Source organism: Allobosea sp. RAF48 (genome assembly GCF_052114025.1).
Classification (GTDB): Bacteria; Pseudomonadota; Alphaproteobacteria; order Rhizobiales; family Beijerinckiaceae; genus Allobosea.
This window is the reverse complement of record NZ_JBFRDZ010000042.1, coordinates 1-712: the sequence shown is the minus strand read 5'-3', so window position 1 is coordinate 712 and position 712 is coordinate 1. Positions and strand designations below refer to the sequence as shown.

Below are 712 nucleotides of genomic sequence, written 5' to 3'. Positions count from 1 at the left end.
TGGACTCGCGACAGTGGATGAAGCCTCGATCGCGGGCATCTTTCGGTTTCCTTCAATCTTGACGCCGGCGTTAATCCGTCGACGGAAGATCGGCCGTCGTCGGAAGTCATTTCTTTGACGGCTGCGGGCGGGTGGAATCGCCGGACGGAACCGACCAGGTCGCCGTCCAGGTCTCGCTCAGGATTCGATTTCGCGCTCTAAGAAACATGCGAAGCTCGGCCGACTGACCGTCGGGGAGCGTCGCATCGACGATGGCGCGCACGCCTTTCAAGGGGGAATTGAACGCGAGGATTTTGGACGAGATCGTGCCGCTTGTTGTGGTCGCGACCAGCTCCAGGCGATCGAGCTCGCTTTGGTAATAGGCGAGATCGCCACCGGCGAAATCGACGATGAAGCGCTTCGTGCCGTTCCCATCGACGACGCCGTCTTCGATGTCCGAGCCGTTGAAGGTCTGTTGCACCTGCGCGTAGGGATGCAGGTGCCAGGTCGTCGAGATCGCCGAGATTCGGTAGCGGAACTCTGCCGCTTTTCCGGCGGGCAACGGCGCGTTCGGGGTCCAGCATGCGACGATGTTGTCGAACGCCTCGTTCACCGTCGGGATTTCGATCAGGTCGATCCGGCCCTCTCCCCAGTCGCCCTGAGGCTGAACCCAGTAGCCAGGCCTGGCATCGTAGCGTGCTTCGAGATCCTGATAGCTGCCGAAGTTACGGTC

At 61.2% G+C, this 712-nt stretch carries 1 protein-coding gene; it reads right to left on the bottom strand.

Annotated features, from left to right (window positions below; genetic code table 11):
* Positions 1–106: 106 nt before the first annotated feature.
* A partial coding sequence (locus AB4Z10_RS29735) for a glucan biosynthesis protein (protein WP_441473999.1) occupies positions 107–712 on the bottom strand: 606 nt, incomplete at its 5' end.